Source organism: Enterococcus sp. DIV0213h (assembly GCF_051711285.1).
GTDB classification, from domain to species: Bacteria; Bacillota; Bacilli; order Lactobacillales; family Enterococcaceae; genus Enterococcus_D; species Enterococcus_D casseliflavus.
The window spans coordinates 2,678,775-2,703,219 of the sequence record NZ_JBIOMH010000001.1; the positions used below are offsets into that span (position 1 = coordinate 2,678,775).

The 24,445-nt window shown below is 38.9% G+C and carries 28 protein-coding genes; 7 read left to right on the forward strand and 21 right to left on the reverse strand.

What is annotated here, in order from left to right; all coding sequences use genetic code 11:
* Nucleotides 1-28: 28 nt before the first annotated feature.
* Nucleotides 29-211, forward strand: coding sequence for a YjzD family protein (locus IGI77_RS12390; RefSeq protein WP_008377814.1), 183 nt, complete (start codon nt 29-31; stop codon nt 209-211).
* Between the two features lie 47 nt (nt 212-258).
* Here the strand turns inward: IGI77_RS12390 and IGI77_RS12395 are convergent, their stop codons facing one another.
* Nucleotides 259-1,464: a multidrug efflux MFS transporter gene (locus IGI77_RS12395; RefSeq protein WP_438770152.1), complete on the reverse strand. Its 1,206-nt coding sequence runs from the start codon at nt 1,462-1,464 to the stop codon at nt 259-261.
* Between the two features lie 101 nt (nt 1,465-1,565).
* Nucleotides 1,566-3,005 (reverse strand): NCS2 family permease, encoded by a 1,440-nt coding sequence (locus IGI77_RS12400; RefSeq protein WP_005237180.1) that lies wholly within the window; start codon nt 3,003-3,005, stop codon nt 1,566-1,568.
* A 261-nt stretch (nt 3,006-3,266) separates the two neighbouring features.
* Here IGI77_RS12400 and IGI77_RS12405 point away from each other — a divergent pair, with 261 nt between their 5' ends.
* Complete coding sequence (locus tag IGI77_RS12405) at nt 3,267-4,070, forward strand: Cof-type HAD-IIB family hydrolase (RefSeq protein ID WP_438770153.1); 804 nt, start codon at nt 3,267-3,269, stop codon at nt 4,068-4,070.
* Between the two features lie 53 nt (nt 4,071-4,123).
* Here IGI77_RS12405 and asnB read toward each other — a convergent pair whose 3' ends face one another.
* Entirely contained in the window at nt 4,124-6,019 is a 1,896-nt protein-coding gene (asnB, locus tag IGI77_RS12410; protein WP_010749664.1) for an asparagine synthase (glutamine-hydrolyzing), read from the reverse strand.
* A gap of 466 nt (nt 6,020-6,485) precedes the next feature.
* On the opposite strand from asnB, the gene IGI77_RS12415 reads away from it, so the two are divergent.
* Nucleotides 6,486-6,635: a hypothetical protein gene (locus IGI77_RS12415; protein WP_005229155.1), complete on the forward strand. Its 150-nt coding sequence runs from the start codon at nt 6,486-6,488 to the stop codon at nt 6,633-6,635.
* A gap of 59 nt (nt 6,636-6,694) precedes the next feature.
* Here IGI77_RS12415 and IGI77_RS12420 read toward each other — a convergent pair whose 3' ends face one another.
* Complete coding sequence (locus IGI77_RS12420) at nt 6,695-6,883, reverse strand: hypothetical protein (protein ID WP_438770154.1); 189 nt, start codon at nt 6,881-6,883, stop codon at nt 6,695-6,697.
* A 228-nt stretch (nt 6,884-7,111) separates the two neighbouring features.
* Between IGI77_RS12420 and IGI77_RS12425 the strand changes: the two genes are divergently transcribed.
* The 4 genes from IGI77_RS12425 to IGI77_RS12440 all read left to right on the forward strand — a co-directional run bounded on the left by IGI77_RS12425 (nt 7,112) and on the right by IGI77_RS12440 (nt 8,915).
* The gene (locus IGI77_RS12425; RefSeq protein ID WP_086338018.1) at nt 7,112-7,771 is read left to right on the forward strand and encodes an Ltp family lipoprotein; all 660 of its coding nucleotides are present in this window, start codon (nt 7,112-7,114) and stop codon (nt 7,769-7,771) included.
* 395 nt (nt 7,772-8,166) lie between these two features.
* Nucleotides 8,167-8,457: a DUF5960 family protein gene (locus tag IGI77_RS12430; RefSeq protein ID WP_148395129.1), complete on the forward strand. Its 291-nt coding sequence runs from the start codon at nt 8,167-8,169 to the stop codon at nt 8,455-8,457.
* A 1-nt stretch (nt 8,458) separates the two neighbouring features.
* Nucleotides 8,459-8,725: a hypothetical protein gene (locus tag IGI77_RS12435; protein ID WP_438770155.1), complete on the forward strand. Its 267-nt coding sequence runs from the start codon at nt 8,459-8,461 to the stop codon at nt 8,723-8,725.
* Nucleotides 8,646-8,915, forward strand: coding sequence for a hypothetical protein (locus tag IGI77_RS12440; RefSeq protein WP_438770156.1), 270 nt, complete (start codon nt 8,646-8,648; stop codon nt 8,913-8,915). Before IGI77_RS12435 ends, IGI77_RS12440 begins: the two co-directional genes overlap by 80 nt.
* 40 nt (nt 8,916-8,955) lie before the next feature.
* Here the strand turns inward: IGI77_RS12440 and IGI77_RS12445 are convergent, their stop codons facing one another.
* From IGI77_RS12445 to IGI77_RS12525, 17 genes are all read right to left on the reverse strand, one after another.
* A complete protein-coding gene (locus IGI77_RS12445; protein ID WP_438770157.1) occupies nt 8,956-10,470 on the reverse strand; it encodes a hypothetical protein in 1,515 nt (504 codons plus the stop codon).
* A 679-nt stretch (nt 10,471-11,149) separates the two neighbouring features.
* A complete protein-coding gene (locus tag IGI77_RS12450; protein WP_438770158.1) occupies nt 11,150-11,965 on the reverse strand; it encodes an N-acetylmuramoyl-L-alanine amidase in 816 nt (271 codons plus the stop codon).
* A gap of 1 nt (nt 11,966) precedes the next feature.
* Nucleotides 11,967-12,221 (reverse strand): DUF5960 family protein, encoded by a 255-nt coding sequence (locus tag IGI77_RS12455; protein ID WP_438770159.1) that lies wholly within the window; start codon nt 12,219-12,221, stop codon nt 11,967-11,969.
* Nucleotides 12,222-12,260: 39 nt separating this feature from the next.
* Nucleotides 12,261-12,704, reverse strand: a complete 444-nt coding sequence (locus IGI77_RS12460; protein WP_200125069.1) for a phage holin family protein — start codon at nt 12,702-12,704, stop codon at nt 12,261-12,263.
* 55 nt (nt 12,705-12,759) lie between these two features.
* A complete protein-coding gene (locus IGI77_RS12465; RefSeq protein WP_434237154.1) occupies nt 12,760-12,963 on the reverse strand; it encodes a hypothetical protein in 204 nt (67 codons plus the stop codon).
* A gap of 13 nt (nt 12,964-12,976) precedes the next feature.
* Nucleotides 12,977-16,795 carry a hypothetical protein gene (locus IGI77_RS12470; protein WP_438770160.1) on the reverse strand — a complete coding sequence of 1,273 codons (3,819 nt, stop codon included), beginning with the start codon at nt 16,793-16,795 and terminating at the stop codon, nt 12,977-12,979.
* Entirely contained in the window at nt 16,792-18,282 is a 1,491-nt protein-coding gene (locus tag IGI77_RS12475; protein ID WP_438770161.1) for a distal tail protein Dit, read from the reverse strand. Before IGI77_RS12475 ends, IGI77_RS12470 begins: the two co-directional genes overlap by 4 nt.
* A complete protein-coding gene (locus tag IGI77_RS12480) occupies nt 18,279-20,684 on the reverse strand; it encodes a phage tail protein (protein ID WP_438770162.1) in 2,406 nt (801 codons plus the stop codon). Before IGI77_RS12480 ends, IGI77_RS12475 begins: the two co-directional genes overlap by 4 nt.
* Nucleotides 20,684-21,067 carry a DUF5361 domain-containing protein gene (locus IGI77_RS12485; protein WP_438770163.1) on the reverse strand — a complete coding sequence of 128 codons (384 nt, stop codon included), beginning with the start codon at nt 21,065-21,067 and terminating at the stop codon, nt 20,684-20,686. The genes IGI77_RS12480 and IGI77_RS12485 overlap by 1 nt, the downstream gene beginning before the upstream one ends.
* Nucleotides 21,068-21,078: 11 nt before the next feature.
* On the reverse strand, nt 21,079-21,342 hold the full coding sequence (locus tag IGI77_RS12490) for a hypothetical protein (protein WP_086295611.1): 264 nt from the start codon (nt 21,340-21,342) through the stop codon (nt 21,079-21,081).
* On the reverse strand, nt 21,339-21,920 hold the full coding sequence (locus tag IGI77_RS12495; protein ID WP_086295612.1) for a phage tail protein: 582 nt from the start codon (nt 21,918-21,920) through the stop codon (nt 21,339-21,341). The genes IGI77_RS12490 and IGI77_RS12495 overlap by 4 nt, the downstream gene beginning before the upstream one ends.
* 12 nt (nt 21,921-21,932) lie before the next feature.
* Nucleotides 21,933-22,268 carry a hypothetical protein gene (locus tag IGI77_RS12500; RefSeq protein WP_438770164.1) on the reverse strand — a complete coding sequence of 112 codons (336 nt, stop codon included), beginning with the start codon at nt 22,266-22,268 and terminating at the stop codon, nt 21,933-21,935.
* Nucleotides 22,269-22,505, reverse strand: coding sequence for a hypothetical protein (locus IGI77_RS12505; RefSeq protein WP_041120510.1), 237 nt, complete (start codon nt 22,503-22,505; stop codon nt 22,269-22,271). It lies immediately after the preceding gene.
* On the reverse strand, nt 22,498-22,836 hold the full coding sequence (locus IGI77_RS12510) for a hypothetical protein (protein ID WP_231434898.1): 339 nt from the start codon (nt 22,834-22,836) through the stop codon (nt 22,498-22,500). Before IGI77_RS12510 ends, IGI77_RS12505 begins: the two co-directional genes overlap by 8 nt.
* The gene (locus IGI77_RS12515) at nt 22,778-23,221 is read right to left on the reverse strand and encodes a phage Gp19/Gp15/Gp42 family protein (protein WP_041120514.1); all 444 of its coding nucleotides are present in this window, start codon (nt 23,219-23,221) and stop codon (nt 22,778-22,780) included. The genes IGI77_RS12510 and IGI77_RS12515 overlap by 59 nt, the downstream gene beginning before the upstream one ends.
* A gap of 4 nt (nt 23,222-23,225) precedes the next feature.
* Entirely contained in the window at nt 23,226-23,552 is a 327-nt protein-coding gene (locus tag IGI77_RS12520; protein WP_438770165.1) for a hypothetical protein, read from the reverse strand.
* Nucleotides 23,552-24,445, reverse strand: a complete 894-nt coding sequence (locus IGI77_RS12525; protein ID WP_194185628.1) for a phage major capsid protein — start codon at nt 24,443-24,445, stop codon at nt 23,552-23,554. The genes IGI77_RS12520 and IGI77_RS12525 overlap by 1 nt, the downstream gene beginning before the upstream one ends.

The following is a 24,445-nucleotide window of genomic DNA, read 5'->3' on the forward strand; positions in this document are numbered from 1 at the left end:
GGAAGATACGCAGAAAAGAGGTGTCGTCATGCGTTACTTAGTCACTTTATTTTGGACTTTTGTATTAGGTCAAGTCGTTGGCTATCTAGGCAGCTCACTTGCTGGAGCAACTTATGATTTTCAATTAACTTCAATCATCTCTTTGGTCACAGGTGTGGTGATCATTCTTGTTGGTATTATCGCACCAGCGCCTGAAAAGACAAGCCATTAAAAAAAAACCAGTTACCTTTATTGTAACTGGTTTTTTTTTCTTTTCAACTATTCACTGATGTCCTTTTTACGCAAGCTTTTACGGAAATTAAATCCTGAGATAAAAATATTGATCAGTACAAACCCGCTAGTTACCCAAAAGACGGCGGGATAACCAAAGCCAGCTGCCACCGTTGAGCCGACCATCGGACCTAACACTTGTCCAAAGTTAGAGAACATTTGGTTGTAGCTGTAGATACGGCTGACCCCTTCCATCGGGGTGATCTTGCTGATCAGTGTGTTGATCGACGGCATCAACGCACCTGTCGAAAAACCAAGCAAGAAGCGCAGCACGCCCAACTGAAACGGTGTGGAGACAAAGCCCATCGGAATGAAACAGAAAAATGACAGCAATAAACCGCCTAACAATACCTTGTGATTGCCGTAACGATCACCGATTTTGCCTAAAAATGGCGAAGAGATGATTGCCGAAACACCAGCAACAGAGACGATCAATCCGCTGACAAACAAAATATTGCCACTGTTCCCGCTTAGATCACGAATATACAATGTAAGGATCGGGCTGATACTCGTTACACCTAGCTGTAAAATCAGTGACGTAATAAACAAACCGACAAGCAACTGCATATTTTTGATTTGACCAAAAATTTCTTTGATGGACAGCAAATCGCCCTTTTCAACCGGCTCAAAATCTTCTTGAACGAGAAAAATCGTAAGCAAGAGCGTAATTAGCAGCACAACACCAGTAATGATAAAAACATTTTTCATGCCGAACCATTGCGCCAACGCCCCACCCATCGATGGACCGATCAAATTCCCTGCGATGGCTCCTGTAGCCAATGTCCCAAGCGCCCAACCGCTTTTTTCTCGAGGCGCCTGCGAAGCAATCAATGCAGTCGCATTGGGAATATACCCCGATAAAATTCCGGTAAAGAAACGCATGATCAACAACCAATAGACATTCGGTACAAAAGCCAAAGACCCCATCGTCACTGTCATCCCCGCAGCCGCGCGAATCATCATTAAGCGACGACCTTTTTGATCTGCTAGATTTCCCCATACTGGAGCAATGATAGCCGCCGCAAACGCCGTTACTGAGATTGCTAATCCAGAAAACAACTCAATTTGACTCTCTGGAGCGCCTAACTCTTCTATATATAAGGGAATGAATGGCATGACAAGACTAAAACTGGCTCCCGTAAAAAAACAACCTACCCATGAAATCAGTAGATTTCGTTTCCAATCAATCTTCATTTACAAACCTTCTTTCACAAATACTATACCGTATCGTGAGTAATAATCAAATAAAAAAATCTTTCTGCAGGTAACATACAGAAAGATTTTCTTCATTAAACTTAACTGATCAAAGCCAAAATGACAAAGTTTAGGATAAACAACGCATTGACGACCCAGATGATCGGAGACACTTCGTTGGCTTTTCCTTTCACTACTTTCACTAATGCGTAGAAAATGAAACCAACAGCGATCCCATTGGAAATACTGTAAGACAAGCCCATAAAAATAGACGCGAAGAAAGCGGGAACTGCTTCTTCTAGATCGGTCCACTTGATGTCTGCAAACGAAGCCATCATCATTACCCCAACTAAGATCAACGCTGGTGCTGTCGCTTGTGCGGGAACGATTGAGATCAGTGGAGAAAAGATACTGCTGATCGCAAAGAGTGCTGCCACTACAACAGAAGTCAAGCCCGTGCGTCCACCAGCACCGATACCAGCTGCTGATTCCACATAAGTCGTTGTATTTGAGGTCCCTACGATGGCACCTACAGAAGTGGCTACGGCATCTGCAAAAAGGGCTTTATCCATCTTCGTGTTCAACCCGTTACTGTTTTCAACCGCTTCTTCATCTTTTTTCGAAAAGATCCCTGTACGACGTCCAGTCCCGATAAAGGTACCGATCGTATCAAAGACATCTGATAAGCTAAACGCTAAAATCGTCATGATTACTTGAGGGATTTTGGCAGAATCACTGAATAGTGAGCCCATTCCTTCAGAGCCAAACGCAGCGCCAAATGTGATGCCTAGTTCGCTGATGGAACTTCCTAATGAATTCCCGTGCCAATCAATGGCACTTAAATCCACCACACCCATCAAAATACCGATGATCGTCGTTCCTAAAATACCAAAAATAATTGCCCCACGAACATTTTTCACCACTAATAAAGTAGTCACTACTAAACCAATCACTGCTAACAAAACAGGTGCATTATTGAAATTCGCCAAAGCTGGGACGATCCCCCCATTAAAATTGGCACTCACGATCGTCTCACCGTCGACAACTGAACCCGTCACTGCCGCAGTGTCTGCACTGAAGTTTAGCAAGTTGGCATTTTTGATCCCTACATAAGCCACAAAGATCCCGATCCCGCCGCCAATTGCATGCTGCATGCTTTCTGGAATCGCATGGATGATCATTTTTCTGATACGAGTGACCGTGATAAAAATGTTGATCAAGCCGCAGATGAAAACCATCGCTAATGCTTGCTGCCACGTATACCCCAAACCAAAAACGACGGTAAAGGTGAAGAATGCATTAAGGCCCATTCCAGGTGCTTGCGCGTAAGGCACATTTGCAAATAAGCCCATGATCAGGGTACCAATCACTGAAGCGATGATCGTTGCTAAGAAAACAGCTTGAAACGGCATGCCTGCAGCAGATAAAATCGTCGGATTCACAAACAAAATATAACTCATCGCGAAGAAGGTGGTGACCCCAGCCATCACTTCTGTGGAAACCGTCGTTTTATTCTCCTTTAATTTGAAAAACTTTTCCATGTTATGTTTCACTCCTGAACTTTAATCGTTTCTATGAAAAGAAAAAATGAATAATTGCGCTTTTCATCGAACAATTACAAATTATAAGGGAATAATTTTCGCTTTTCAAACCTTTTTCCGAATAAAACGAACCAAAAACGTTTAATGTTCGTGTTTTGCTTTGTAAATATTATGAAAACTTATCGAAAACTTACTTGTATTGTGAAATGACAGAAATATGTTACACTTAAGCCACTACCATAAGAGAATGGAGCGAGTCTTTTGAAACCAAAAATCATCGCCATTGATTTAGATGGCACAACCTTAAATACTGAATCCCAACTTTCCCCTCGCACACGTGAGGTACTGGTTCGCGCCACCAAAGCGGGACACTTTGTTACCATCGCTACAGGAAGACCTTTTCGTATGAGCGATCAATTCTATAAAGAATTAGCGCTCACAACACCAATGGTCAATTTTAACGGTGGGTTAGTCCATAAACCTCGACAAGTCTGGGCAAATGAAATGGAGCACTCGATCTCTCGAGAAATTGCGTTTGAGCTCATGGCGCAAAAAGAGCAGCTGGGGCTGACGTTTGTGGCAGCAGAAAATCGCGAAACCTTTTTCATCGATGACCTAAGCGGATTTGATCAGCACTTTTTCTTTTCGGGCAATGCTTCCGAAAAAAATCTATTAGCAAATTTAAAAACGGACCCCACTTCATTACTGGTGAAAACCGAAAATGAATTAGCAGAATCTGTTTCTTTACGTATCAAGGATCAATTCGACGATGCGGTCGATGTTCGAACATGGGGCGGACCTCAAGCTATCTTAGAGATCGTATCAAAAGGGGTCCATAAAGCACTTGGTCTTTCGGTGATCGCGGATTCTTTGTCTTTGGATCGACAAGATATCATCGCTTTTGGTGATGAACACAACGATTTGGAGATGCTGGATTATGCGGGTTGGGGCGTTGCCATGGCGAATGGCACGCAACAATTAAAATCGATCGCCAATGATGTTACCGACAAAACCAATGCGGAAGATGGCATGGTCGATTACTTGGAAAAATATTTAGGTCTATAAAAAAAGCCGATGCGGGATGTCCGCATCAGCTTTTTTTTGCTGCCATATTCAAATCAAAGTGTTTCATAAACGATTTCTTTGGCTTCTGGAATCGATTCATCAATAAAGAATACTTTATACCAGGTCAAGAACGTAAAGATCGTCCAGATTTTTCGCTGAAGATTCGGTTTTCCTTGGCGATGGTCTTCAAGCATTTGTAAAATTGCTGTTTGATCGAAGAAGGTTGCCGCAAAGTCTGACTCAAAAAGGCTCTTGACTGCTTCATACCCTGTTCCTTCTTTCAGCCATGCCTTGATAGGTACAGGAAAGCCGAGTTTTTCACGGTTTGCCCACTCTTTTGGCAAATGACGGTTTGACGCTTGTCGAAACACATCTTTGGTGTTGTTTTGATTGATCAAATATTTCGTCGGGATCGTTTGCGACAGCTTTTGCATCTCAATATCCAATAAAGGAACGCGTAATTCCAAGGAACTCGCCATGGACATTTTGTCTGCTTTTAACAAGATATCCTTCGGCATCCACTGATGAAGATCCAAATATTGCATCTTATTGACCTCGTCTTTGAGACCATTGACTTTCTCGTAATGAGGCGCAACGATTTCAGCAACAGAGGGTCCTTTTTGATACGTTGGTTTTAAAAGCTGCAGTGCTTCCTCTTCTTCAAAGACCAGTGCTTGCCCGATAAAGAAGTCTTGGGCAGGTGCCGTGGCTTCATAAAGATGGATTCGACCATGGAAGTTTTTCATTTTGCCGATTTGACGTCCCAAACGAAAGCGGATGTTTTGTGGCAATTTTTTCAACCCTTGGGCAAAAACGCGCACCGCTTTAGAGTTTGTGTGGAATCCATAAGCAGCATAACCGGCAAATAATTCATCTGCCCCTTCCCCAGATTGAACGACTCGCACTTGCTGTGCTGCCAGATTGGCTAAAAAGTACAAAGGGACACAGCTTGGGTTAGAATCTGGTTCGTCCAAGTGATACTGAATCAAGGGAAATGCCTCAAAGGACATTTCACCATCGATGACCGCTGCTGTGTTGTTCAAACCGAGTTTTTCCGTCAATTTGCGGGCTTCGATCGCTTCGTTGTAGGTTTTGTCATCGAACCCGATTGAAAACGAGCGATCTGGTCGCAAGACAGAAGCTACGTAACTTGAATCGACACCACTGGATAAAAATGAGCCGACTTCAACATCACTGATTTGATGAGCGGCAATTGATTCCTGGACTGCTTGATCGATTTTGTCGACCCATTCTTCTCTTGAATGATTTTCTTTCACTGAAAAATCTGCATCCCAATACTGCTTGATCGTCAATCCCTGTTCATTAAACAAATAATAATGCCCTTCTTGCAAACGATGAACGCCTTTAAAGAAGGTTTCTCCGTTCAAAGGCGAGTATTGAAACGTCAAATAAGGTTTCAATGCCTCTTGGTTCAACTCTTTCTTGAAATCTGGATGAGGCAAAAAGCTCTTGATTTCAGAACCAAACATAAAACTGCCATTCATTTGCGCATAGTAATATGGTTTGATCCCAAAGTGATCCCGTGCGCCGAAAAGCTCTTGTTTTTGAGTATCCCAGATGGCAAAAGCAAACATTCCCCGCAGGCGCTGCAAAACATCAATGCCCCACTCCTCATAGCCATGTAAGACTACTTCGGTATCCGCATGGGTAGAAAAAACATGACCCGCTTGGATCAATTCTTCCCGCAACACTTGAAAATTATAGATTTCCCCATTAAAAATAATGACTTTTGTTCGATCCTCGTTAAAAATCGGTTGTGAGCCACCTTCTAAGTCGATGATCGATAAACGACGAAACCCTAACGCTACTTGGTCGTCGGTAAATTTTCCTGAACTGTTTGGTCCGCGATGAACGATCCGGTCCATCATGCGTTCAATAATGATTTCTTTTTGGTCTTTTGAATTGACAAAGCCGACAATTCCGCACATATTTTCACATCCGTTTTCATAATCCATTTTCATTTTTCTAAAGTAAATCATACCATAGAATTCAAGAGATACGATCTCTTTTTCAAAAAAATACAATCAATATATTTTTGCACAAAACATAATTTGGAGATAAACCTTATGATATCAAGGTTTCCAACCAACTCATACTCTCAATCTTACAAATTTGTTATCTAAGAAAATAGCTATCCTCAAAATTCTTAAGAAATTTTTTATGAATTCTATTTTTCTGAAAATATACAAAGATACTTTTCCCGAATTTACTGACTCCAGGAAACTTCTTTTGCTGCCATTCTCAGGCATTGACTTCTTGAAAAGGATCAGTCAGATTCGTTCGTTTGATAGTTTTATTGGACGAATGTGAAAAAAAGTGTTATTCTAACTATGGAATTTCGTTATCAACTAACCGTTGCCTTTCAATGACAAGTTTTAAGAAAGGAGAATGACTATGACATTCTATAACACAGATCTACAATATCGTGTAACTCTGGATACCAAATTGAATTTATTTATCGTTTTCGATAAAAAAGATGCGAATCATTTTGCGACTGGAATTACGATCGAGCAAGCTGTACAAGAATTGAAAAAAACTGCATAAGGAGTTTATCCAAATGAAGGATACCGATTCGTACTGAAAGCACCTCGCTAAGGAAAAAATTAGCTAGGTGCTTTCTTGTTTTTTGGCTCGCTTTTGTCTTTTGCAGTATCCGCTTCTTGCTTCTGTCCACTTTGCTGTTCATCCAGCTGTAAGATTTCATCAACAGATCCTTGCGTAATAAATTTGCTCAATCCCTGTGCCGCAATTTTTGTGTAACGCATAAAATAATCTTTTTCTTCAAAATCCATCTTCTTCCCTCCTACTGATACAACTGTACTTTCATTTCGTTTACCAGCGATTTCACCAGTAATTCTTGAGCGTCACTTCTTTAATACATATGAATGATCCATTAATGGCATACACGTTACATTTGTCAAATCATTCTTTTCCTCTATTCATGAAAAGACAAATCTGTTTTCTGATTCCAGACATAGTACTATTAACTTTAGGAAACTGTTTTCTTAGGAGGGATGCTTATGGCTACATTTTTCGCTGGTTTGTTTTTTATCGGTTTGATCGGTTTCATTTTTGGCATTATCTTATTTTATATTGGGTTGATAACTCAAAAAAACAAACGAGATCGAAATGTTTTTCTCATTGTCGCTTCCGCCTTTATTGTCTTGTTTTCGTATGGTGGCTTGTCCTTCTACCAAGATGTGACGTCTTTCGATAGCATCACTGCGCAATTAAGCCTTTCTTTACGTAACGAAGCAAGGAAAAATGAATCCTTTGGCGATGCCACTGCTTCCATGGAACAACCACAAGGAGAACAAACAGCTGGCAACAACGAAGCAAGCAGCGCGCAACAAGAAGAACCCGCAAACAACGAGCAACATACACCTCAACTTTCTCGTGAAGAAAGAAATGCACTGAATCGTGCAGAAAGATACTTATCCAGCAATGCGTTTTCTCAGTCGAGCTTGAAACGTCAATTACTCTATGAAGATTTTTCTGAGAGCGCAGCAGACTTTGCCGTAGCCACCGTGGATGCCGATTGGAACGAGCAAGCTTTGAAAAAAGCAATTCGCTACTCGCAAAATTTATCCTTATCAGATGAGCGTGTGGCGAGCCAACTTTCTTTTGAAGGCTTTACTTCTGAACAAATTGAATACGCCTTAGCGCGTTTGCCCGATTGATTCTTTTCGTTTGTTGCAGGACCACAAGCAAAAAAGGGTTCGACGAATTAGTGTACATTTCTGTTGATTTCCAGATCGAGTCTAGGCTGAGGGTTTTTCAGATGGTCATCGATCAAGCTCGGCAGTCAGTTAGCTTCTCTGCCCATTTTTCTGCCCACAACAAACAAAAAAGCCTATCTCAAAAGATAGGCTAAACGCTCCAAAGCGTTGATATAAGGAGAGTACAAGCCTAAAACCCCCATTACAAACATTGATTTATAAGCTATTTTTCAAAGTTAATGCAAAATTGATGCAAAATAAATTTTCTTAGTGAGAACTGTTTTTTTCAAATTATTATTAGTCACTCTTTACATAAAGAACATTTGTTCGTATAATTCTTGCAAGGAGTGATTGATATGCAAATACCACTTGCGCACCAACGAACCTATGCATTAGAAAGATACTACTATGAATTTATCGAAAGAATGGGTCCTGCACACTTATTGTACGATCAATTTGTTAGAACTATGGAGAACTTCGGCAAACCCTATTTCACCATCCCCAGCAGTTACAGCGGATATCCGGAAGAGTTGGCGTTTGTATTTAAAAAAGATGGTGACAACTACCTGTTTGATCATGTTAGGACGCAAGACAAGATTCTTCGAAAATATGATCCTAACACAAAGTATAAGCCCGGCGGCAACTGATATGAACATAATCAGTCAATACGAGCAGGGCTACCTATCTCTTTCTGAGTTTATAAATGAATTTCCGAACTCGATTTCTGAATCTCAGGAAGATTTATACGGCTCAAAATGTATCGAGTTTTATGTTTCTGTCACTTTAGGTAAAACGGATTGTCGCTATTATGTACGAGCTTATGGAGGCGATTGTTATGAAATCGATGAAAGGTGTAGTTTCGAAGATACGTGTCTTGAAGATGAGCAAGACCCCTTTGGTGCGGTTCTCGCTTGATGGAGTGAACTGTTTAATTGCAGCGCATAGTTTAAACTTTCTAGCGGATGTGGACGAAGGGATGCAGATCGTAGTCGCTGGTGAGTATAACGATCGGAAACAATTTGTTGTGAAGAAGTACACTGTTATTGGCAAAACTAAGATTATGATTGAGTTTGAAGCAATGAAAAAAGACCTTAACTTTCGTTAAGATCTTTTTTACGCCTAACATAAATAAAATTCAAAAAAGATTATTTTTTAGCGTTTTTATTCGATGGTTTTTTTTCCATTTCTTTATTATTATTATTCAGCATAGTAATCTCTCCTTCTGATTCCTTTACAAATACATTGTACTTTGTTTCATTGGAATAATCAATAAAATTCTCTTCATCTGATATGAGTCTAAACATAGGCCACTCTAATGTTCTTAATAAACTGACTTTTCCTACTTGCTCCATTTCTCTACAATACCTTATCGCTTTGTTTGCAAATTCTTTTCTGGAGTCAGTAAGTGATGAAATCCCTAACTGGATTTGTTCATCTTGCTTAAACCATTCTTTACCCTTATTTTTATTAATATATTTTTGTATATCTCTCTGAGGGATACTTTCTAATCCCTCCAGATAATAGCTGAGCCAATAATTATATCGATGAATAAAGTCAGAAACTGCTTTACGTTTTATTTCAATATCACTTAACCAAGTATCGTCTTCCTGAAAGTCGACTTTCTTTCTTAAAATATTTGTGATTAACCTGGTTTCTGCGAATCTATCGTTATTTAATAATTCTAAACATATTGTTTCAAGGCTATCGTACAGTTCTCTATTTTTAAGCATTTTTTTATTTTTAATATGCTGTGTTATCATATAATTTCCCATAATGCTAACTTTGAGAGTAAGTTCTTCTAAGTATTCGTCTGTGATTTTTATTCTTTCCCCTAATTCGTAGGGAGTATCTGGAACTTTAGTTTTGTAAACCTGGTTCACAATTCCATTATTATGAATAATAATATTTCTCCTCTGATACATTTCACTAATACTTTTCTTCAAAGGAATTATATACGAGTCTCTTGAAATATCGTATTTTTTATCGCAACAAATTTTAAAAAATTCTTCTATCCAATCATCAAATGATTTGTACATTATTGATTCAATGAATGAATCCGCAAATTTCTTTTTTATATCTACACTTTCAAGATTATAAATCTCAGAATACTTAATTTGCTTTTCTCCTAAGCTACCTGGTCCTTTTTCCACATAAAGTAAATGATATTCTAATAGCTTATTAACCAAAACTTCAAAGATAGAGGCGAGACTCAATAAAGTTAAATATAAATCTTGAGTTCTTTCACCTTCAATTTTCTCTTCATGTTGTCTAAACTGTTGATATATTAGTCTAGTAGTAGTATCTGAAATAAATATCTTATTTCCTTTAATTTCTATCGTTTTTTTAAAATGATCAATTTTAGTTTGATCATGTTCTCCTTTTATATTTACAAGGTCTTTTCCTTCAATTTTACTAACATACACTAAGTAAAACTCTCTTAATTCTTCTGGAATTTTGTACCTTCTCATTGCCAAAGAAGGCTTATTTTCACTTGATATTCTAAAATTTAATATACTCTGTAAAGAAGTTTGAAAAGTTTTAATTGTTTGGATATATTCCATAATGGGACTATCTTCTTTAATCTCTTCCTCGGGTTGTTTTATCATCTTATCCACCCAATCCCCAATTGAGTAAGGGTATTGTGTATTATTCAGAGCCAATTAATTCATCCTCTCTATTTATTTAATTACTATCATTAAACCAAAAGGAAGCCTCGAAAACAAGCGTTTTCCAAGACTTCCATAGCAGATATAATCTATTGAGGATTATGAGTTAATTATACCAAACGTCAGTTTGCATTTCACCAAAAAAACCACTCCCGGGGAGGAGTGGCACAATTAGATGAAAAAGTTTTTATAAGGTAAATTAATTATATCAGCTATTTCCAAATCGTTCAAACCATTGGCAAAAAATAACCCACCCTCAAGGAGAGTGGGCCTGAAAAAAGATATAAAATGAAATAGCCCCGGTCAAGGCTATGATTTCATTCTACAAGAACATAGTTTTTATTTCAACAAAAAGTCCACCCTAGTTATGATAGAGTGGACTAAAAGAAGAGTAAACAAATGAAAAATTGGATTGGTTGGTATGAGTCTACATTACAACTTTTATTAATTAAACTCAACCAATTTATGACGATTTTCTAATCAAGAATATCTATTACATTGAAATAATGCTAAAATAAAAAAATCGAGGAGTACTAGGCACACTTCCCCAAGCATTACCGCCTAATACTCCTCGTAGAGTATTGCACGCACCTACTAATCTATAGGATAAAGTTGGTTACTGCAAGTAAAACGAATATGATTTATGTAAAAGCCCGCCGTAGCGGGCTATTTTTTAAACTACTGTTTTTTGAAGCTCTGTAAAACTTTCTACAGTTTTGATTTGTTCACTCCCACGAGGCCAACGATATTCCCTGCAAGCTGCACCTGTTGCATTACGCACCATCGCTCTAAAGTGTTTGACTTTTTCATCATTGTTCAGATGAAATCGTTTATTCCCCCATACTCCATATCCATCACTGATATTTCCTTTTGCTTGTGGTTGCCAGTAAATAAACATACCAATTCCTCCTAAGATTTTTTCGATTTCTGGTGTATCTTTGATTACTGATTCTTGATTATTTGAATTGATCGTATATCCAAATAATTTAACAACTTCTTGAACTGCCTTATCAAGATTTGGAAGCAACTTATTCATGTCGCCCTGATTATCAATAAAGCCCCATTCAATAAGCAATGTGCGCCCATTTGAGTTACGAATAACATACAAGCTAGTAGTTGCTTTTGCACCTCGGTTAAATAGCCCAGTTACTTTGGCGATAGTAGCAGAGACTTTTTCTGCCATTTGTCTAGCCGATTCATCGCCCGCCCAATACCAAACTTCGACACCGTTCGCAATACCATTAAAAGCATTCAAGTGATTGCTAATATGATAATCTCCCGGAAAGTTGTTCATATTCGTCACAATATTACCTAAGTTTTGATTGACTGAGGTCGCTTTATAATCTGAAGTATCAGGTACCCCCGTATAAGAGCGCATTAGCTCATTTATTTTATGTGCGATTTCAGCTTCTTTATATCCGCAGCCTAAAGCACCAGGATCCATCATATTTAATCCCCAATGACCACCATGCGAATCTTTAAACGCCATTCTATTCACCTCTTCCTACATAAAAATAATCTTCTAATACTTCGCCTAAATCAGAACCCGTCTTTTCACGCAGATTCTTCGCGAAAATGAAGGATTCATCCTTACCTGTTTTGCTGAGCACATTTGGAAGTACATATTTAAGTTCATTTGATTGATTCATTGCATGTGAAGCATCTTCTACTGGATCAACCGTTTGAAGTGTTTGTTCGTTAGCAACTTTTTCAAAGTCACTAATAAAATTCTCTTTGTTTCTCATGTTCATCATCCCTTCAAGTTAAAAAGAGCAACTTATAGGCTACTCTTTCTTTTCTGTGAACTCCTGACCATCGCCATAGTCTGGTTTTTCTTCAGTCGGAATTTCATTATTTACTTTTAATCGTTTCATAATAGGATCAAAGATATTTGTGCCAACACCTAGCTTGTTTAAATTCTCTAAGATACTGATCAATTCATTTACCATTTCTAAGGTGTAAACACTAATAATCACGGTGACAGAAACAATACCAGGCAACACCACTGTTAAAGGAACGATTGCTACCATAACCAAGAGCAAGGCGAATTTCTTCAACAAACCAGTACTCATCTTTCCAGACTTCAAGTCATGATTGGTATAAGCTTGGATAAAACCAGTTAATACATCAATCGCCATTAGAACCAAAATAAATACCAGCCAAATCACAATTTTCCCATATTCATCCTTCATCATTTCCTGTGCCCATAACAACATTTTCATATCCATATATCTCACTTTCCTTTTCTATTTTTGACAATTAGCAACATAAAAAGAGCAAGCACTATGCTTGCTCCTCTGTTAACATTTCAATGAGTTTTTCTTTAGAAACACGATTGATTTCACTTAGATCAAGATCTTCTGGTTTAACAGTAATTTGTCCATACGCAGATTCCCTTTGATCATTTTGTGCATCTACAGCAATGTTGTATTCCAAAATTGTCCCGTCAGCTGAGTAAACGGGGGTAATGCTGGTCCAGCGAAACATAGTCTCTCCTCCTCTACAATGCAATCCTTATCCCACCAAAGGAAACATAGTTCCCTCCATTTGGTGTATTGATTTGAATTTCCCCTGTTGACAAAACAACTACCCTCGCACCTTTTTTGGTGCTATCTGCAGCGGGTACCAGTTCATTCCTTGTTGGTCTAAATCCAGCAGGTAATATTCCTCCTGTTGGTGAGGCTGATGTACTAAAATCACCAGAAGTCGGCTTAATCTGGCCTCTAAGTTGCAACTCCCACGATCCGTCAACTAATTGAACTTTTCGATACTGACATGGGTTATTTTCTGCTGTTGTAAATCCTGATGCGTAAGATAAATTTGTCCAACTTGCAGGATTTAAAGCTGCTGCAGGCAGGTAGCCACCCACACCAGATTCCACCATATATAATTTCCCTTGCCCTAATTGAGTAACTCTTGAAGGTGCTGAGGGACCAGATTTGTAGGTATCAACGAACCCTTGTACACGATCCATTGTGGTTGTCCAAGTTGATCCGTCTGAACCTGTTCGTGAGATAGTCACATTCCCATCTTTCATAGTAGTAGTTCCAGTATAAGTTACACCAGAATCTGTATAGGAAAATGTATTTACAATCTCGGCCCCTTCTAACCTTTTGAACAACCCATTCTCAGAAAGAATGTTGGTAGCAAGCAAGTTATCAATAGGCATCCCCCACATACTCCAAGCAGTGCCGTCAAATACTTTAATGATCTGAGGAACAACGCTGCTATCTTGCCATAAAGTTCCTTTTGTTGGATTGGCAGGTGCTGTATCAGAGATAACGATCGCATCGTTCCCCTGTTGAGCGACAAGATAGAAATAAGCACTGTAGGTATTGTCCGTGTATTTGAATCTGGTACGTGTCCACATATACCAGCCCGCTTTAGGTGTAGGTCTAGTCCCTGACCATCCAGAGGTCGGTGGATTTACTCCATCTTGAGAAATGGAATAGCTTATTTCTTCGGCAGCAACCCCTTTACCGGTATCTCCTGTATCACCTTTTCCACCTTGAAAAGAAATTGAATAGGCAAACTGCTTCGTGAATGTTTTGCCATCAGCTGTGATTGTGATTGGCACGGTACCGCTTTTTGATACTAATGCAGTTGTAGCGGTTAATGTGATTATTGATCCACTCACACTAGAGGAGAGTCCTGTCGGCTTAGTTCCTACGGTAATGCTAGTAGGCGTGATTTTGTTGATGCCTTTATATACGATCACTTCTGTTGTTGTTGATCCAGCCAATGCTGCAGTTGTTGATCCCGCAAAGGTGTAGGATTCGTTCGTAAGAAACACAGTATAAGCATCTGCGCCAGGGGTCCCTTCTCCACCGTCTTTGATTCTAGAAATGGTGAATACATCGCTCACTGTCGCATCTGCCGCCTTGATGGTTAGTTGATCAAATGTCGCAGTAACTGGATTAATCGTAACCGTATTACCTGATCGTGTGACTCCTGTCGGAACAGCTGAACCAAAATTGCCACCGTTTAGACTATACGTCCAATTTGAGATAACTGTGTTCACTGCAGTTCCGTTCACCGCAAAACTAGAAGCTGGAGTGATCTTTCCATCTTTATCAACTGTGATCGCTTGTGTTGCTCCTGATAAAGAAATGAGTGGTGCTGAATCTCCTTTGGGACCTTGTCCCCCTTGCGGTCCCATGAATGGAGTCCATGGTTTGTACTTGTCTGGATCAGTTGAATGTGCTTGATTAGTATCTGAATAGAAACCTTCATACTTAGGATATGCATTCTCGTAGTCTACATTTGGCGGAGTTGTGTAGTAACTAGGTTCTTGACCTGGTTCAAGGATCTCAACTTTCCAATCTCTCATATCTAAATAGAATTTACTTAGGTCTGGAACTGGGTTTATAATTGATAATGGATTGAACCGTAGTAAATCGATATTAGCAGGAAACGATTCAACCACAAATTTAACTTGAGTCCAATAGGTTCTTACATCTACTCGTTCATTAGCTTCCCCTGGAAATATACTGCTTTCACCCCCAGCAATACGATATCTTGCCATAAGCATCATATTAACTGGTGAACTACCTCTAACCATCACACTTAAACCAACACGTTTACCAGATAACTTAGCAGCAAATGCAGTAATATCGATAGCTGTAAAGATACTAAATATTCCTGGTTGTGAGGTTGGATTGGTACGCATAGTTCTATTAAACTGTTTTCCGTCTTCAACCATAGTGGTATTGGAGATTGGATATGCTGTAGCATTATTAGAACTTGGATATACTAATCTAGCATTCAGTAAGTTCTCATTAGGAACCTGATTGACAAGCGTACCATCAGCCATCAAATATCCACGATGTGGATAGTATGTTTCGCCTGGTTCCCCTTTTTTTCCATCGTCAACATTCGTGACTGTCACCTCAGCGCCACCACGCACATTCCCCGAATCGTCTGCTACTTCAAAACGAAAGACTGCTTTTTCTTCGATATCTGCAGCATTGATCGTCACTGTCTTGGTGTTTGAAAACAAGGTGCCATCTTTATACCATTTCAGACTAAAGGTATCTGTTACATCATTGATACCATCTCTAACACGAGCAGTTAATGTGGTACTGCCGAATCCATTCTTAAATACGATTCCACTGCTTGTAAGGATTTCGAAGTTGTATGTTTTGTTCGCTTCAATTAAAGCTTGAACCTGTGCTAACAGCGAAGCATCGATTTCAGAGCTTAATTCTTTTACATTTGAAATAACTGCTTTACGGATAGATGGATTGGAGAGACTCTTTTCAGTTTCGGCCACACGTACAGATAAATATAATGTAGGATTATAGCCGTCATCCTCAACTATGATCGTATCCCCTACATCCACATCGAATTTGCCATCAATTTCATAAGTTACTTCTGGCGCACTTAGCTTTTTGAGTTCAGAAAGCATATATCCTAGTAAAGCTTCTTGCGAAGTATACTCGGTATCTTCTGCTACATAACCTGTATATCGCTCGTTTTCTGGTGCCAAAATGTTAGATGGGAAATTATCTCTTGCCAGTGGTGCATAGATTCTAGGCTGTCCTTTACGTGTGAAGTATTCCAGATTTCCAGATGCATCATACCAGTTACGCTCAATGCTGCTAATTGACAAACCATCTTTCCCATACGCCAAAATTGCTGTATAGATCCCTTTGGTAATATCTGTTGTTTTTGTGATTCCAGAAATTCCTTTACCATATTTCAGTATAAGGTCTGAGCGATTCTGACCGATGCCCTGATTGATTCCATCAGAATACTGTTTGTAAATATTCATTGTGATTTGCTTCAAGCTATAATCATCATTCAACTCAGTCACAAACTCAATTTCCGCTGAAAAGACAGAAGCTAATGAAAAGTAACGGGCAAGCATGGTTTGTTTGCCTTCCCATTTATTTGATATTTTCACATTCGAAACTTCATTGATCCCAATAACTAATACTTTTTCTGGATCAAATACGTTGTGATATTGCTCAAATGTCATCGCTGATCCGCTATACTCTCCTCTTGTTTCATAAAGTAACTCAAACATAGTCGAATAAGCAGTAATTTCAACCGTCATCTCGTTTCTAACGACTTTAACAATATTCAGGTCAAAGTCTTTGTTTTTCCATCGAAAAGCCAGCTTATTGCCTTCGATAAGATATTGAGAATCCGGATGTTTTGCTGCAGTTTTAAATGTGAACTGACTAGCATTTCCTTTTACGTATTCATGGAGACGATCGTTTTTGAAATGCATCGCCTTTGGTGCTGCATTATTAAAAAAAGCCAGTACTTGATCGTACTGACTCTTTACCGCTATGATTGGAATCTCTGTCATCATCCATACACCTCTCGCATACTTACTACAATATCAGGTCTTGGATCGCTGAAGTCTGAATAAGAAAACTGAATCTTTGTTTCTCCTGGCGGTACAAGAAAGAAATTACTACCGATTACATGTGCAATTGGTTTCTCATTCTCATAAGCCTTTCCCGCTTCACCATCAATATAAACATCCGTTGACTTTGCAAAACGGTTTGGAACATCTTTGTCATAATACACGTTATCTTTTCTTAACTTGACATAAAGCCACCCCATATTTCGTAAAGGAGTGCTGCTTCCATGTGCAGCAGACATGATTGTCACATTTGTATAGTCGATCGAATCATCGGAATCATTAATTGTATGTGTGCCTCCATCTGGAAACTTAATAACAATTTGCTTTCCTTTTTTGGAAATTTCGAACATACCGCTATCCCAAGCCGTGAATTTATTCTTAGATTCTGCTAAATCAAAATACTTGGAAGTAAATTTGGTAGTTGCGGCTCCTTCATTTGATAGACCACCATCAAACACAATCATTTTGAAGTTATTATTCCATCGGCGATCTTTTTGAATCATAATGCCTGTTCGATAGTTGCCATCTGCAGTAGCCAAGATAATTGCCTGAACTCCTCCACCCTCGATTTGTGTATTCGCAAACCAAGGTTTAAATTGAAGGGCCCACTTGTCACTAACTCCGACCTCTCCATGACTATCGGCAGGCAGTTGTAATTGTTTGGTTACGCCATGATATTTTGTCCCTGTTCCAAGATTTGCCCAATTAAGATAGGTTTGTCCTTTGTTAATCTCTGATTTCCAAGAACCGCCTTTGACAAAATCTGATGGTTTAAATGGTACGAAACCAGCATTTGTTGTCCAAGTATTCAATGCCTCAAAACCAATTGCATTAACCAACCACTCCGACTTCTCAGCCGGTACAGTATCCGTTTCATCAACTTTTCCAAGCTGAATAGCACCATACTCAGAAGCAATACCAATATAACCATTTTCATGGTTCATATGAATATCATAGTCTAACCAAGCGGATTCTGATCCGTTGTTCGTTACAATTGCCTCTAAAATACCCGATGCATTCAATGTTGCTGGAAATTGCCGAATGATTGTTGATCGAGCAATACTTTCTGGAATGACCCAATTAATAGTACCTTTTCCTGAAGAAATCCATTCTTTAAAATCAAGATGCCCTTCAGGAATTGCATAGTATACACGATTAGGCAAATTACCAAAAATTAACGCTTTGGGTTCATCGACATTAAGAATTTTTTGCAATTCATCGTATTTTTCTGGTAACTGAGTTTTGATATAAAAAGGCATGGGAATCGTCTTTGATTTGTATGTTGTGTATTCGAATTCCGCCCCTCTGGGAGTTCCATCGGTTTCCGAAAGTGAAGGTTTCCAATCGGATCCAACAAATTGAGTGAAACCATCTAAAACGACAATGAATTCGCTTAAATCATGTCCATTAAATTCAACTGATAATTTCATCGTTTTGGACTCACTCCATTCATAATATTTTTAAAGGTCTCGATTGCAGCTTGTTCTTGTGCAATAGGTTCAGCAAAAATCCTTACAATTTCATTATAGTCAGCTTCAACGCTAACAAGCACAGGTCTACTTGCAAGTTTCTCAATTGCTTCGACCATCAGTCGGTATACTGTATTATTTTCAGGATAATTTGAATTATTAGTCATCTGATTAGGTGCGATATTGCCATTAGTAATTGTTTTAGCAATACTCATTTGATAATTTTTATCATTCATCTTACTTACTTCATCTACTACAAAGCTATTAGCAACACCGGCCGCCATACCTTTTACTGTTTCCTGAACATCTTTAAATTTATCTTTTAATGACTCGTTAAACCCTCCCATTATTGCTTTACCAGCTGGTACTAACAATTTTCGGTCATAAGAAATCGGTCCTTTGTGTTCTTTGATCCAATCTGCAATGCCTCCAACAAAATTTTTTACACCTTCCCAAGCCGATTGCAATCCTCCTAAAAATCCATTCATTATAGCTGCACCAGCACCACTGATATCAATATTAGCAAGACCACTAATAACATTTTTTACATTATTGATAATACCTGTTACTTGAGATCCAACACTTGAAAAAATACTTCCCATTGCACTAAATCCGCTACTAACAGTTGATATCACAGTTTTGATAATACTTCCTGCAGCTGAAATGACTGATCGAATTGCGCCCCATATACTAGACATAACACCACTTAAAGCACTACCAGCGCTTCCTAAGCTACTAAATACGACACGAATGCCACTAATTGCACCTGATATTAAACTTCCAGCTGTTGATACCGCAGTTTTAATATTGCTCCAAGCGCTGCTTAGTATGCCACTTAACGATCCTCCTGCACTGCCTAAATTTGTAAAGTACCCAATAACAGTTCCAACCCACTCAGCAACAGTTGTTAATGCAGGTACACAGGCTTTGAACGCTTCAACTAGCCACGTAATAACTGGCGTTAAAAATCCGATTGCACTTGTGATCATGTCGAATGTCGCAGAAACACCCATTAGAATTCCTTTGAAAACTCCTCCTAAAAATGCACCTACAACTTGTAAAACAGGCATCAGCGCACTAGCCAACACAGTGACGATAGGCTGAGCTGCATTCCACATTTTTACAAAAGAATTGACGACCATATCAATAGCAGGACTAACAATTGTCATCATCGTACTGAAAGCATTCGTTATAGCAGGAATGATTGCAGAGATTACTGCTTGAAGCCCACTAAAATCAAGCTTAGTAAAGGCAGTAGCAATTGTGTTAATTATTGGCGTAAGTGTAGATACCACTGTTTGAAATAGCTGTGGAAGTTGACCAAAGGCTGTTTTAAATGCTTGAATTATTGGATCGATTGCGCTTCGAACGTTTCCTAACAACGTTGATAAACCTCCATCGATCCCAATTCCTAACTGTGACAACAATGCTTCCCCACCTTCGAGAAACCTTGGACCAGCTTCTTGAAATAGTGTAGAAAACACTACCGGCAGACCTTTCAATATATTACCGACCATTGGAATGAAGTTGTCGAATAAAAACGTTGAAGTGGTTTGTGCTAATGCTTGAAGAGAAGGAACTATATCACGTCCCAATGAAAGATTTCCAAGCACATTAGAAAACGCTGATTTCATTGAAGTAAAAGACCCGCTGAATGTTTCTGCAGCTTCTTTAGCTGTAGTTCCAGTAATTCCTAATTCTTCTTGAACAGCATGAATCGCAGTGTACACATCACTCAAATTGTTAATATCATATTTAACGCCGGTTAATTTTGTAGCATCTGCTAAAAGTCTTTCCATTTCTGTTTTAGTTCCGCCGTAACCAAGTTTTAAGTTGTCAAGCATAGTATAGTTTTGTTTCGCAAATCCCTGATAGGCATTTTGAATATCACCCATATTTGTGCCCATTTTATTAGCATTGTCGGACATATCAACCATCGCCATGTTCGCTTTATCGGCAGCCTTTTCAGTATCTCCGCCCATAGACTGCAACAAACTTGCACTGAAACTAGTAACATTCTCCATATAATCGTTTGCCGATAATCCAGCCGTTTTATATGCTTCATTGGCGTACTGCTTGACCTTATCCGCACTGCCCTTGAAAAGAGTCTCAATCCCTCCTAATGACTGTTGCAAAGCGGCACCCTCTGACAAAGAAGCAGAAATACCTTTAGTTATAAGTTCGCCAATTTTAGCAGCTGCAATAATTCCCCCAATCGCCGCAACTAACTTACCGCCAATTAAATTCCCAGCATTTGTTCCTGCTGCATCAGCTTCACCAGACAATTGTTTTGTTATGGATCCACTAATTCCCTTGGCAGAGGGCATGATTTGTACAAAAGCTTGTCCTAATTCTGTTGCCATTATTCTTCACCCCCATTCGTTGAATCTCCAATCAGTTGTTTTCTCATACGAGTAAAATCCTCACCAGAATCAAATACAACTTCCTCTCTTTCGTTCATGTTATTTCCGACTAATTTAGAAAGAATCGATTCAGGCTGTTTTTTTCCTTTTTGGCCATCTTTTGTTTTTGCCCAAACCAAAAGTCTTAAGTTATCGTTTATTCCCGCTAATAAAAGAGTATTCAGCGGAATTTTTTGCCCACTAAGCTTTTGCTTTATTCTAGATTCATCTCTAAGTCCACATGAAAAAACAGCTACCTTAGAAGCTGGCAGCTGTTTGTAGTCATATATTTTATAGGTTTCGGCTAGATCGCATATCAATGAACTCTCATCGATATTGATCATTCCGGCGAGGATTAGGAGTTTTTTGTTTGATCTTGATTTTGAAAAATATTTCCAAGTTCTTCAACCATTTTAGCAGCAGGAACAATTCCATCTTCATCTCGAACGTGTTCTTTCAAAGCTGCTGCCTGTTCTTTTCCTAAAAGAAGATTTAAAGCTTTCGGCGCAACCACAGGATTTTCATCTATTTCACCAATAACTTCTAAGAGTTCATAATTATCTAATCGTTTTTCTTCGATAGAATACTTGAATCCTGAATTTGTTTCCCCTTTAATCATTGTCCTGAACCTCCTGTGCTAGCTGCTGGTTTCTGAATGTATTCGAAGTGAGTATTTCCTTCATCATCAGACGGAATAGCAGTAATAGTTGTTTCATAACCTACTGCATCAGCATCAGTGTAACTAATTTCTCCGATTTCCGTTACTTTTCCGTTTGGGATAACAATTCTTTTAAGAATCCCGCCTTTTAGAATCATGTCTGCAACTAAGACGTGTTCTTCAAGTTCTTTTGCATTTGCTTTAATTTCAATTCCAGTATCAATTGTGCCCGTTACGTTTGTCGATCCATAGACTTCTTTCAAGACTTCTGGATTTAACGCTTCAATCAAAGTGTAAGTAAAGGTATCTTCTTTCTCTGTTTGAGGACTTGCAACAGTATCCCCACCCCATGCTTTAATATTCTCAGAAGACGGTGTGTTTGAGTTCGTCATACCATCTTCTGAAATATACCCTAAGCTTTTGAATGCAGCGTTTAACTCAGTTGTTGCATTTTGGGGCAATGTAGTTCCCAATGGTGCCGAATAAATAGCTCCACCTACCTTGGGTTTAGCTGTTGATACATTTTTTGCATCTGACATTTTGTTAACCTCCTAATAATGAGTGATATCAAATACTGCTTGATATCTGTACTCTTTTGTTGTTGTGTCCGTGTAGTTATAATCACTATTCAACTTAATCTTACTGATTTCATCCAGTTTGATCAGATTTTTTAAAACTTCTTTCAACTCAGCATTTAGCAATGCAGCTTTATACAAAGTAGGTGCATAGCTTTGAAAAGCATATGTTGAAGTCGAAATAAGATTGTTTTCACCGCTACCAGTCTTTTCGAAAAGAACATAGCTTTCTGGCATTTTCCCTTGTTTTTCTAAAAAGGAAGTTACAGATAAATGACTATCGAGAAAATTCTTGATCACAATTTCAATCATTTATCGCACCGCCTTTAAGAGGGTATTATTTTTCATATTGTCTTTTTTTGCTTGGTATGTATCCGCATATACCATCGCATTTGCTCTCGTTTTACCTACATAAATATCTTGTTTGTAACCTTCGCCAGCTCTATTTCTCACACCAGTTGCTTTCTCTTCTAATACACCTTGCATCTGATTGGACTTCATTAGAGCTGCTACTCCACTCCGGTTCAACTTGAATTTCATCTTAGCTATAACGTTCCACCATCACTTTCTTATTCCAATCAAGTGGGATTAAGTCTTCGATACCCTCTGTAGGAAAGCCAAAGGTGCGCCATCGTTTACCAAAGAATTTTACTTCTTTGTCTTCCCAATCATTAGTATCTCCTTTCGGGATTGCTAACGTATATACAGCTTTTTTTCCAGTTAAAGTAAGTTGGTTGACAATATCATCAGTGGAAGTAGGAGTGACTAAGACATTTTCAACATCAATATCTGCTTCTTCGTAGATTGGATTCCCGAATGGATCAGTTCCCGTTTTGGTCAAACCCACCAATTGAATTGTTATTCCTTTCAAAAGTGCCATAAGGTTCAATCACTCCCATCCGTTGCCGTCTTAAACCAAGACGGCTCAATTCGCTGTTTTTAATAAATAATCCGCCACCTGGCACAAGATACGATCCAGAAACGGAATAACCCAATGCTCCTTCTGCATACTGGGTCATTGGCTCCTGATCAGTTGATGTCATTAGTGTTCTAGCTACAACATCAACAGTTACCGATTTGACAACATTCAAAAAGTAATCAGGCTTCATGCTTATCATGTTATCTAAATCTTTTCCCACCTTATCGGCTTCCATTCGCAAAGAATCAGAAACAATATTAAGCAATTCAGTAGCTCGCGTGATTTCTTCTGGCTTAAGGGCACGCCATAGGTTTGACAAATCATCAATAGTTGCAAAGGCTGCCATGAAATCACTTCCCTTGCATCATCAAATCGTACAATTCTTGCTTTTTAGAGCTAGGGTTATACTTGATGCCAAATGCATCTAATTCCTGCATGATTTGCTTTTTAGTAATGCCTTCTAATCCAGCCACTTGTTCATCTTTTTCATCAGCTTGTTGTTCTGGAACAGCAGTTGGTGTTTCAGCTTCATCGTCAGTATTTTCAATTTCTACTTCATTCAGTGCTTTTGGTTCTTCATCAGTTTTTGGCTCATCTTTCAACAAGACCCAATCACCTCCAGAAACAACGCAAGGGCTACTAAAAGTAACTCCTGTTTTTGTGTTTTTATATTGCATTATTGTCCGCCTCCTGCTGGTTTAATAACACGAGCAAAGCTATTGCCATCCATAATTCCCCAACCCAGGTATGTTTCTGAACGTAAATAAACTTGGTTGTAACCTTTCAAATCTTGTCCGCTATTATCAGGATCACCATACTTGATAACTTCCAATGGGATTTCTTTGGCATATCCCCATTTGAACATGGAAGCAAAGTCACCAATTATAACCAAGTCATTCCCGCCGTTAGATACTGTGCGATTGATATCAGTTGGGATTCCACGAACAGCTCCCGGATTCGCTCCCCATGCTAACTCTGGAAATTGTTTGACACCATTTACTTTGTAAGATGCTAAGGCAGCTGAAAACTGCGGATCCATCGCCATACCCGAAATTACACCTTCCGCACCTTGTACCATTGAAGCAGCCGTTTCAATGTTTACATCTGGATCTGCTTCATTAAAGTCAACTGTTTGCGTTACTTTCCCGTCAAAGTGATTCGTTCCGATAATTGCTGAAGCTGTACCAGTACGTGGATTGATTCCATGGAATGCCATTAAATCTAAACCACGAGCAAGTTTGCGAGCGTAACCTTCATTGAATGCTTTTACAATATCAATTTTTTCTTCATCTGAAGCATACAAGAATTCATCAGAAATACGAGCGCCATATTCGACCTTGATTGGCACGATAGTCAACGGCGCAATAGAAACTCCTCCATGTGTTTTTTTACCGTTTTCAGCAACGATATCGATTTCGGAATCCATAGTGAAAGTGAATTCTTTTTGACCGTTAAATGGAATCGGCTTTTGTTGAGATAAAGCTACTAAAGAACTTTTTCCTTTCACTTTGTTAATAAGGTCTGTAACTAATTCTGGATCAAATAAACTTCCTTTTGATAATGTTGACAT

Coding starts and splice junctions, on each gene's coding strand:
- IGI77_RS12510 (WP_231434898.1), bottom strand. CDS start 22,836: ATGGCACTTTTGAAAGGAATAACAATTCAATTGGTGGGTTTGACCAAA.
- IGI77_RS12420 (WP_438770154.1), bottom strand. CDS start 6,883: ATGGATTTTGAAGAAAAAGATTATTTTATGCGTTACACAAAAATTGCG.
- IGI77_RS12500 (WP_438770164.1), bottom strand. CDS start 22,268: ATGATTGAAATTGTGATCAAGAATTTTCTCGATAGTCATTTATCTGTA.
- IGI77_RS12450 (WP_438770158.1), bottom strand. CDS start 11,965: ATGGCGTTTAAAGATTCGCATGGTGGTCATTGGGGATTAAATATGATG.
- IGI77_RS12465 (WP_434237154.1), bottom strand. CDS start 12,963: ATGTTTCGCTGGACCAGCATTACCCCCGTTTACTCAGCTGACGGGACA.
- IGI77_RS12525 (WP_194185628.1), bottom strand. CDS start 24,445: ATGTCAACATTATCAAAAGGAAGTTTATTTGATCCAGAATTAGTTACA.
- IGI77_RS12400 (WP_005237180.1), bottom strand. CDS start 3,005: ATGGAAAAGTTTTTCAAATTAAAGGAGAATAAAACGACGGTTTCCACA.
- IGI77_RS12475 (WP_438770161.1), bottom strand. CDS start 18,282: ATGAAATTATCAGTTGAATTTAATGGACATGATTTAAGCGAATTCATT.
- IGI77_RS12455 (WP_438770159.1), bottom strand. CDS start 12,221: ATGAGAAACAAAGAGAATTTTATTAGTGACTTTGAAAAAGTTGCTAAC.
- IGI77_RS12435 (WP_438770155.1), top strand. CDS start 8,459: ATGAACATAATCAGTCAATACGAGCAGGGCTACCTATCTCTTTCTGAG.
- IGI77_RS12480 (WP_438770162.1), bottom strand. CDS start 20,684: ATGGCAACAGAATTAGGACAAGCTTTTGTACAAATCATGCCCTCTGCC.
- IGI77_RS12440 (WP_438770156.1), top strand. CDS start 8,646: ATGAAATCGATGAAAGGTGTAGTTTCGAAGATACGTGTCTTGAAGATG.
- IGI77_RS12395 (WP_438770152.1), bottom strand. CDS start 1,464: ATGAAGATTGATTGGAAACGAAATCTACTGATTTCATGGGTAGGTTGT.
- IGI77_RS12470 (WP_438770160.1), bottom strand. CDS start 16,795: ATGATGACAGAGATTCCAATCATAGCGGTAAAGAGTCAGTACGATCAA.
- IGI77_RS12515 (WP_041120514.1), bottom strand. CDS start 23,221: ATGGCAGCCTTTGCAACTATTGATGATTTGTCAAACCTATGGCGTGCC.
- IGI77_RS12490 (WP_086295611.1), bottom strand. CDS start 21,342: ATGATTAAAGGGGAAACAAATTCAGGATTCAAGTATTCTATCGAAGAA.
- IGI77_RS12520 (WP_438770165.1), bottom strand. CDS start 23,552: ATGCAATATAAAAACACAAAAACAGGAGTTACTTTTAGTAGCCCTTGC.
- asnB (WP_010749664.1), bottom strand. CDS start 6,019: ATGTGCGGAATTGTCGGCTTTGTCAATTCAAAAGACCAAAAAGAAATC.
- IGI77_RS12390 (WP_008377814.1), top strand. CDS start 29: ATGCGTTACTTAGTCACTTTATTTTGGACTTTTGTATTAGGTCAAGTC.
- IGI77_RS12485 (WP_438770163.1), bottom strand. CDS start 21,067: ATGATCAATATCGATGAGAGTTCATTGATATGCGATCTAGCCGAAACC.
- IGI77_RS12415 (WP_005229155.1), top strand. CDS start 6,486: ATGACATTCTATAACACAGATCTACAATATCGTGTAACTCTGGATACC.
- IGI77_RS12460 (WP_200125069.1), bottom strand. CDS start 12,704: ATGGATATGAAAATGTTGTTATGGGCACAGGAAATGATGAAGGATGAA.
- IGI77_RS12425 (WP_086338018.1), top strand. CDS start 7,112: ATGGCTACATTTTTCGCTGGTTTGTTTTTTATCGGTTTGATCGGTTTC.
- IGI77_RS12495 (WP_086295612.1), bottom strand. CDS start 21,920: ATGTCAGATGCAAAAAATGTATCAACAGCTAAACCCAAGGTAGGTGGA.
- IGI77_RS12430 (WP_148395129.1), top strand. CDS start 8,167: ATGCAAATACCACTTGCGCACCAACGAACCTATGCATTAGAAAGATAC.